Raw genomic sequence first — 6,623 nt, forward strand, 5'->3', positions numbered from 1 at the left:
ATTCTTCTGAAGGACAATGGTTTTTATGCCATCAGTCTGAGGCGGGTAAGGGCAACAGACGAAAAAAAACGCTGCGTAAGCAGCGTTTCATATTCTCTGGCTGAGAAGGAGATCAAAGGCGGTAATCAGGTCGGGTTACGACTTAATACGCGTCGCCCTTCACGATAACGCTTTTTCCAGTAATTATCGTTCAGACTTGAAATCATCACACCACTGCTGGTGGAAGCATGAACGAAGTTATCATTACCGAGATAGATGCCAACATGACGGCCAGTGGAACCGGCACGGAACAGCACCAGATCGCCAGGACGCAGTTTAGTGCGTGAAATCTCTTTACCGGTGCCCTGCTGCTCAGAGGTTGAACGTGGCAGTTCTAAGCCAAATTGATCGCGGAAGGTGCGTTGTACAAAGGCGGAACAATCGATACCGCGTTTGGTATCGCCACCCAGGCGATAGCGCACGCCTTTCCAGACAGCGTATTGATCCATGATGCGCGACTTAACGTCGACGTTACGCACCATTTCTTCAAACTCATCCTGAGACGCCTGAAGTAAAAAACCATTGTGGTTGTTAACTTCATGATTCTCGTTATTCGCGTTTTGACCGTTATGGGTACTGCTACAAGCTGAGAGGAGAGTTGCCAGTGCCACAGCAGGCACGATTCGCCAGATATATCTCAGTATTGGTTGAGACTTGACCATTATTCGGGTTTTCCTTCGATGTCCTTACGACAAGATTGTCGCCAGCCAGATGACAAAACAGGGAGATTAATAAGCGAAACAGACTAAGACAATTCCTTAATTACTAAAATGTGTTAATGAACACATTTTTACTGTAAAAAAATCGAATTCTCTGTTGCTGTTACCCCACAGCGACTGAGGTTAACTGATTCCAGACGCCGTGGCGAGTGCTTTCAATCAAATTCTTATAGGTTTTTCTGATGTGAAATCAAACCTTAACACACTGACTAATTTAGCAACAATTGTGGTCAAATGATGGTGAGAGCAGGAGGACAAAATGGCGCTAATTCCGCCTGTAGCCTGCTATTTGAGAATTTTCTTTATAGACAAGCGGGCTTGAGGAGTATTTGAACAATGAAGCGGCTCATAACCTTTTCTTTTAATGGATTTAATTAGCCTGCTAATAGTAAATAAGGTTTTCTTATAAGCGCGGGCGGCTAAGAATAAGGCCATTATTGCACCCGCGCTTATCATTTAAGCCAGGGGCTTATATTGACCTGGCAATTTGCGATAAAACCAATTTACCAGCAGGTCGCTGGCCGGGGTTAATAACCACCAGCTTAATCCCACTAATACCACTGAAAGGGAACCAACGGCGATATCGGTGAACCAGTGCGCACCCGCCATAATCCGTGGCAGTGAAAAAATAACCACAATCGCCGCCGCAATTAAAAAGCGGCTGAAACCAAAATAACGCCAGATAAAGCAGGCGAAGATCATCAGCATCATGCCGTGGTCGCCAGGAAAACTGTCTTTCGAGGCATCTTTAGCCGGAATACCGGTCAGTTCACTGACCCGATGCACGTTTTCGAAGAACAGCGTCGGGCTGGAATGCTTCACCGGCAACAGATGGCCCAGCTGGTTGAGCACCACCGCGGTGAGCAGCATGGTAATGCCGATAGCCAGCATCCGGCGCCGTGCCTGCGGGGTTTCACTTCGCCAGATCGACAGATAAAGCAGGCCCATCGCCAGCAGCGATACCGCATCAAAGCCACGATAGTTAGTGATCGCCACCAGCAGCGCAAAGCCGGAGTGAATGATCATCCGACTATTAAAGCCAAAGAAAATCGATTTATCGATACCGAACCAGAAACCATGTGCAGGCGGCAGATACCACGACAGGAATAGCACCACGCCCAATGCATTAAGCAACAGGATGGTAATAAGGCGAGTTACGCGCATAGTTAAACTCATGATTAAAAAAATAACCGCCGACAATACCCTTGTCAGCGTAAACGGCACTTCAACAACGCCGATTGTAGTCTATTCCAGTCAGCCTGCTGCGAATCAATGATCTCAATACGGCTGTTGGCGGGCGGCAGCGATCGCGTTTCAATCTGCAGATCCGCGCCCTGACGATTAATATTCAGCGATCCCTCTTCGACGCGCATGACGCCTTTTATCCGGTCGCCCGGTGCCAGCCGTACCCATTCCAGCAGCGCCGCCCGATCAAACTGCGTCTCAGGGTCAAACAGCCAGCCACAGGCGCTATAGTCATGCCCCTGGTTCAGCGCCCTACGCCAGCGCACCTGACCTTCCAGCCGCAGTGCCGCGACGCCACTGACCGGTACAGACACAGGATGATGATGTTGCGGCACCGGCAGCTCGCGTGGCTGACCCCGCGGCGTATCCAGCAGCGCCAGCGGGATCTGACCAAATTCGGTGGCGATAAAGGGTCGTTGATCCCGCGCATCCTGCTGCCAGCGGGCTAAGCGCTGATAATCTTCCGGCTGCCAGCGATCCTGCTTGTTACCGATGATCACGTCAGCCGCGGCCAGCTGATCGCGGAAATTTTCATTGGCGACCACGCGTGGATCGGCCAGCTGGCGGGCATCCAGCAACGTCAGGGTCGCGTTGAGCTGCAGCCAGTCGTGATAAGCCGGGGAACTCAGCATCTGCAGTAACTGACGTGGATGACCTAAACCGGTCGGCTCGATCAGCAGTCGATCCGGCTTATTCTTTAACAGCATATTCAGCCCGACCTGCATCGGCAGGCCGTTGACGCAGCACATGCAGCCACCGGGGATCTCTTTTACCGTTGCGCCGCGGTTCGCCAGCAGCGCACCGTCGACACCGATCTCACCAAATTCATTGACCAGCACCGCCCATTGTTCATCGGCAGGCTTTGTGGCCAGCAGATGGCATAACAGCGTGGTTTTGCCGCTGCCTAAAAATCCGGTGATCAGATTGACCCGTGTCATCGGTCCGTCTCCTCAGCATTGTCGGGATAAAGTGTTATATTATAACAATCAGTAACCCGACAACGTTCAGGCTGTGCGATCAGTCGGCGCGGCCCATATAACGGCGCTCAGCAACATGAATGCGGATGCGGTCGCCATTGCTGAGATATTCCGGCACCTGAACCACCAGACCGGTGCTCATGCCTGCCGGTTTAGTGCGGGCACTGGCTGAGGCACCTTTAATGCCGGGCGAGGTATCGACAATTTCCATGTCGACGGTTTGTGGCAGTTCCAGCGCCAGCACCTGGCCTTCCATCGTTAGCACCTGCATGCCCGGAATCCCGCCTTCAGGAATAAACAGCAGCTCTTCTTCGATCTGCTCTTTTTTGAAGCTGTAAGGGGTGTAATCTTCGTCATCCATAAACACATACTCATCACCGTCTATATAAGAGAAGGTGACGCTGCGGCGGCTGAGCGAAATCGCATCAATAATCTCGTCGCCTTTAAAGCGTTCTTCTACTTTCATTCCGGTACGCACATCGGTGAAGCGCATCTTATACAGGGTGGCGGCACCGCGTGCGCTTGGGCTCTGGACATCAATATCTTTAACCAGCAGCAGTTTTCCGTTATGGGTAACGGCCATTCCTTTTTTGATTTCATTCGCTTTTGGCATTGCTGTTCTCGCTATCTCTGAAAGTGAAGTGCGCGCCACGTTACTCGCGCCGGTGAAAACTGGCAATATGGCGACAGTGAAATTTTACCTCAGGCAGCGGCAGACGTGGCAATTACCCCATCAGACTGCTATTGTCACCGCGACTTTCTCTGCCGGAGCACAGTATGCAATGCCGTAGCCACTGCGGTGCCTGTTGTACGGCGCCCTCCATCTCTTCACCGATCCCCGGCATGCCCAACGGCAAACCCGCTAACACGCCCTGCGTGCAGCTTGACGAGGCGTTACGCTGCAAGCTGTTTGGATCTGACTTACGTCCCGCCGTGTGTGCCGGCCTGCAGCCCACACACAGTATGTGTGGCGATTCACGTCAGCAGGCGATGATCTATCTGTTGCAGCTGGAAGCGGACACCGCACCCTGATTCGCTGACGTTGCTGAACCTTTAGCTGAGTTTACGCCAGGCTTACAGCAACCGTGTCAGCACCCAGGCAGCAAAATTTTAAAACGTCGATGAAATGTGCGTAACATCAAAAATCTGCTACGCCGATTGCGCATTTTCTTGCCTGCTGAAAGGCGCTGTACCACAATCCTTGAAACGTTTCAGCGGTGACCGCGCCACCTGTTTTCAGCAGGATGGCGTAATAATTTCCCCACTGGCTGAAACGATTCAATCTCAGCAAGCGAGGAGAATTATGTTCCAGCTCGAATTGCAGGCCATCCATACCGGAGCCAGCGCCCAGAATAAAGAAGAGGCCATTCGTCAGGTTGCAGCAGCGTTGACCGCTGCCGGTAATGTGACGGACGGCTACGTCAACGGTATGCTGGCGCGTGAGCAGCAAACCTCAACCTTTCTGGGTAACGGCATCGCGATTCCGCACGGCACCACCGATACCCGCGATCTGGTGCTGAAAACCGGCGTCCAGGTGTTCCAGTTTCCGCAGGGCATCAGCTGGGGCGACGACCAGACCGCCTATGTGGCCATTGGCATTGCCGCCAAATCGGACGAGCATCTGGCGCTGCTGCGTCAGCTAACCCACGTTCTGAGCGATGACAGCATCGCTGAACAGCTGAAAACCGCCTCTGCTGAAGATCTGCGTGCCTTGCTGATGGGCGAAAAACAAGCCGCCGAATTCAGCTTCGACACCTCATTAATTACCCTGAACGTCGCCGCCAGTGATCTGATCACTTTACAGGCAATGAATGCCGGTCGACTGCAGTCGGCGGGCGTGGTCGATGCCAGCTACGTCGCTGACGTGGTTTCCAATCCGCCGCTGAGTCTCGGTCAGGGGATCTGGCTGAGCGACAGTAGCCTTGGCAACCTGCGTAGTGGCGTAGCCGTTAGCCGCGCCGCGCATCCCTTTGACCATCAGGGCGAATCTGCGGCGCTGTTAATCAGCGTAGCGGCGGTGGATGAACGTCCACTGGAAGTGCTGGGTTACCTCAGCGCGCTGTTACAGCAAGGCAAAGCAGACCGCCTGCTGAAAGCCGATGCCGCAGGTGTCTATGCGCTGCTCACCAGTGAAGTGGACGAGCAGGCTGAGGTCCTGACTGCAGAATTTACTATCCGCAACGAGCACGGTTTACATGCCCGTCCGGGTACCGCGCTGGTCAGCGTCATCAAGCAGTTCAACAGCGACATTACTGTCACCAATCTTGATGGCAGTGGCAAACCCGCCAACGGCCGCAGCCTGATGAAAGTGGTCGCGCTCGGCGTGAAGAAAGGCCATCGCCTGCGCTTTACGGCCAGCGGTGAAGACGCACAACAGGCGCTCAAGGCGATTGAAGAAGCGATCACCAGCGGACTGGGCGAGGGGGCAGCATGAGCAGACGCGTCGCAACCATCACGCTGAACCCGGCCTATGACCTGGTGGGTTATACCCCTGAAATTGAACGTGGCGAAGTTAACCTGGTAAAAACCACCGGGCTGCACGCGGCGGGCAAAGGCATTAACGTTGCTAAGGTGCTGAAAGATCTCGGCATCGATGTCACCGTTGGCGGTTTCCTGGGAAAAGAGAATCAGGACGGCTTTCAGCAGCTATTTAGCGAACTGGGTATTGCTAACCGTTTTCAGGTCGTGCCTGGCCGCACCCGTATTAACGTCAAACTGACCGAGCAGACTGGCGATGTCACCGATCTGAACTTCTCCGGATTTCAGGTCACCGGCCAGGACTGGGACCGCTTCACCAGCGACTCTCTGACCTGGCTGGGCCAGTTCGATATGGTCTGCGTCAGCGGCAGCCTGCCGGAAGGGGTCGATCCTGAAGCCTTTACCCGCTGGATGACCGAGCTGCGTACCCATTGCCCATGCATTATTTTCGACAGCAGTCGTGATGCGCTGGTCGCCGGGCTGAAAGCCGCACCCTGCTGGTTAAACCTAACCGCCGTGAACTGGAAATCTGGGCTGGTCGCAAACTGCCGGACCTGCAGGATGTGATTGGCGCTGCCCATGAACTGCGTGAGCAGGGCATCGCCCATGTGGTGATCTCGCTGGGCGCAGAAGGCGCGCTGTGGGTCAATGCATCGGGTGAATGGCTTGCCAAACCGCCGGTGTGCGAAGTGGTCAGCACCGTCGGCGCGGGCGATTCAATGGTGGGCGGCCTGATTTATGGGCTGTTAATGCGCGAATCCAGTGAACATACGCTGCGTCTTGCGACGGCAGTGGCGGCGATGGCCGTCAGCCAGAGTAACGTTGGCGTTTCCGATCGTACCCAGTTGGCCGCAATGATGGCGCGCGTCGACTTACAACCCGTTAACTGACAGCAGGAGAGCGATAATGAAAACGCTGCTGATAAAAGATCCTTCATTGGGACTGGCTTCCGCTTACATGGCGCAACAACGTCTGACCGCCGCGGGCCTGACGCTCACTGATAATCCCGCCGAGGCCGAACAGGTCATCGTGCTGGGCAAAAACGTGCCGGATGACGCGACACTGAACGGTAAACCGCTGTGGCAGGGTGATGTTCAGCTGGCGATCCGCGAGCCAGAAACCTTCCTCAACCGCGCCAGAGCCGAAGCGAAACCCTGGCAGGCCG

7 protein-coding genes and 2 pseudogenes are annotated in these 6,623 nt (G+C 54.3%); 4 read left to right on the forward strand and 5 right to left on the reverse strand.

The annotated features are described in order from the left end of the window. Positions 1 to 125: 125 nt before the first annotated feature. The 4 genes from mepS to yeiP form a co-directional block, all read right to left on the reverse strand. On the reverse strand, positions 126 to 701 hold the full coding sequence (gene mepS, locus HA41_RS16455) for a bifunctional murein DD-endopeptidase/murein LD-carboxypeptidase (RefSeq protein WP_094121667.1): 576 nt from the start codon (positions 699 to 701) through the stop codon (positions 126 to 128). A gap of 513 nt (positions 702 to 1,214) precedes the next feature. Then, positions 1,215 to 1,922, reverse strand: a complete 708-nt coding sequence (locus HA41_RS16460) for a phosphatase PAP2 family protein (RefSeq protein ID WP_094121668.1) — start codon at positions 1,920 to 1,922, stop codon at positions 1,215 to 1,217. A 44-nt stretch (positions 1,923 to 1,966) separates the two neighbouring features. Then, entirely contained in the window at positions 1,967 to 2,941 is a 975-nt protein-coding gene (locus HA41_RS16465; RefSeq protein WP_094121669.1) for a CobW family GTP-binding protein, read from the reverse strand. Between the two features lie 79 nt (positions 2,942 to 3,020). Then, on the reverse strand, positions 3,021 to 3,593 hold the full coding sequence (gene yeiP / locus HA41_RS16470) for an elongation factor P-like protein YeiP (protein ID WP_094121670.1): 573 nt from the start codon (positions 3,591 to 3,593) through the stop codon (positions 3,021 to 3,023). A 164-nt stretch (positions 3,594 to 3,757) separates the two neighbouring features. Between yeiP and HA41_RS16475 the strand changes: the two genes are divergently transcribed. Next, on the forward strand, positions 3,758 to 4,012 hold the full coding sequence (locus HA41_RS16475) for a YkgJ family cysteine cluster protein (protein WP_094121671.1): 255 nt from the start codon (positions 3,758 to 3,760) through the stop codon (positions 4,010 to 4,012). Positions 4,013 to 4,118: 106 nt separating this feature from the next. Here the strand turns inward: HA41_RS16475 and HA41_RS20800 are convergent, their stop codons facing one another. Then, complete coding sequence (locus HA41_RS20800; RefSeq protein ID WP_143807350.1) at positions 4,119 to 4,313, reverse strand: hypothetical protein; 195 nt, start codon at positions 4,311 to 4,313, stop codon at positions 4,119 to 4,121. Between HA41_RS20800 and fruB the strand changes: the two genes are divergently transcribed. From fruB to HA41_RS16490, 3 genes and pseudogenes are all read left to right on the forward strand, one after another. Continuing rightward, a complete protein-coding gene (fruB, locus tag HA41_RS16480) occupies positions 4,284 to 5,414 on the forward strand; it encodes a fused PTS fructose transporter subunit IIA/HPr protein (protein WP_094121672.1) in 1,131 nt (376 codons plus the stop codon). The genes HA41_RS20800 and fruB overlap by 30 nt on opposite strands. After that, positions 5,411 to 6,348, forward strand: a pseudogene (fruK, locus tag HA41_RS16485) (1-phosphofructokinase). The gene fruB and the pseudogene fruK overlap by 4 nt, the downstream one beginning before the upstream one ends. 16 nt (positions 6,349 to 6,364) lie before the next feature. Beyond that, positions 6,365 to 6,623 (forward strand): annotated as a pseudogene (locus HA41_RS16490) (PTS fructose transporter subunit EIIBC); the annotation flags it as partial.

Source organism: Pantoea conspicua (assembly GCF_002095315.1).
Lineage (GTDB): Bacteria > Pseudomonadota > Gammaproteobacteria > Enterobacterales > Enterobacteriaceae > Pantoea > Pantoea conspicua.

What these genes read in the sequence shown, in the direction of transcription:
- mepS (WP_094121667.1), bottom strand. Translation starts at nt 701, where the DNA reads ATGGTCAAGTCTCAACCAATACTGAGATATATCTGGCGAATCGTGCCT.
- HA41_RS16465 (WP_094121669.1), bottom strand. Translation starts at nt 2,941, where the DNA reads ATGACACGGGTCAATCTGATCACCGGATTTTTAGGCAGCGGCAAAACC.
- HA41_RS20800 (WP_143807350.1), bottom strand. Translation starts at nt 4,313, where the DNA reads ATGGATGGCCTGCAATTCGAGCTGGAACATAATTCTCCTCGCTTGCTG.
- HA41_RS16475 (WP_094121671.1), top strand. Translation starts at nt 3,758, where the DNA reads ATGCAATGCCGTAGCCACTGCGGTGCCTGTTGTACGGCGCCCTCCATC.
- HA41_RS16460 (WP_094121668.1), bottom strand. Translation starts at nt 1,922, where the DNA reads ATGCGCGTAACTCGCCTTATTACCATCCTGTTGCTTAATGCATTGGGC.
- fruB (WP_094121672.1), top strand. Translation starts at nt 4,284, where the DNA reads ATGTTCCAGCTCGAATTGCAGGCCATCCATACCGGAGCCAGCGCCCAG.
- yeiP (WP_094121670.1), bottom strand. Translation starts at nt 3,593, where the DNA reads ATGCCAAAAGCGAATGAAATCAAAAAAGGAATGGCCGTTACCCATAAC.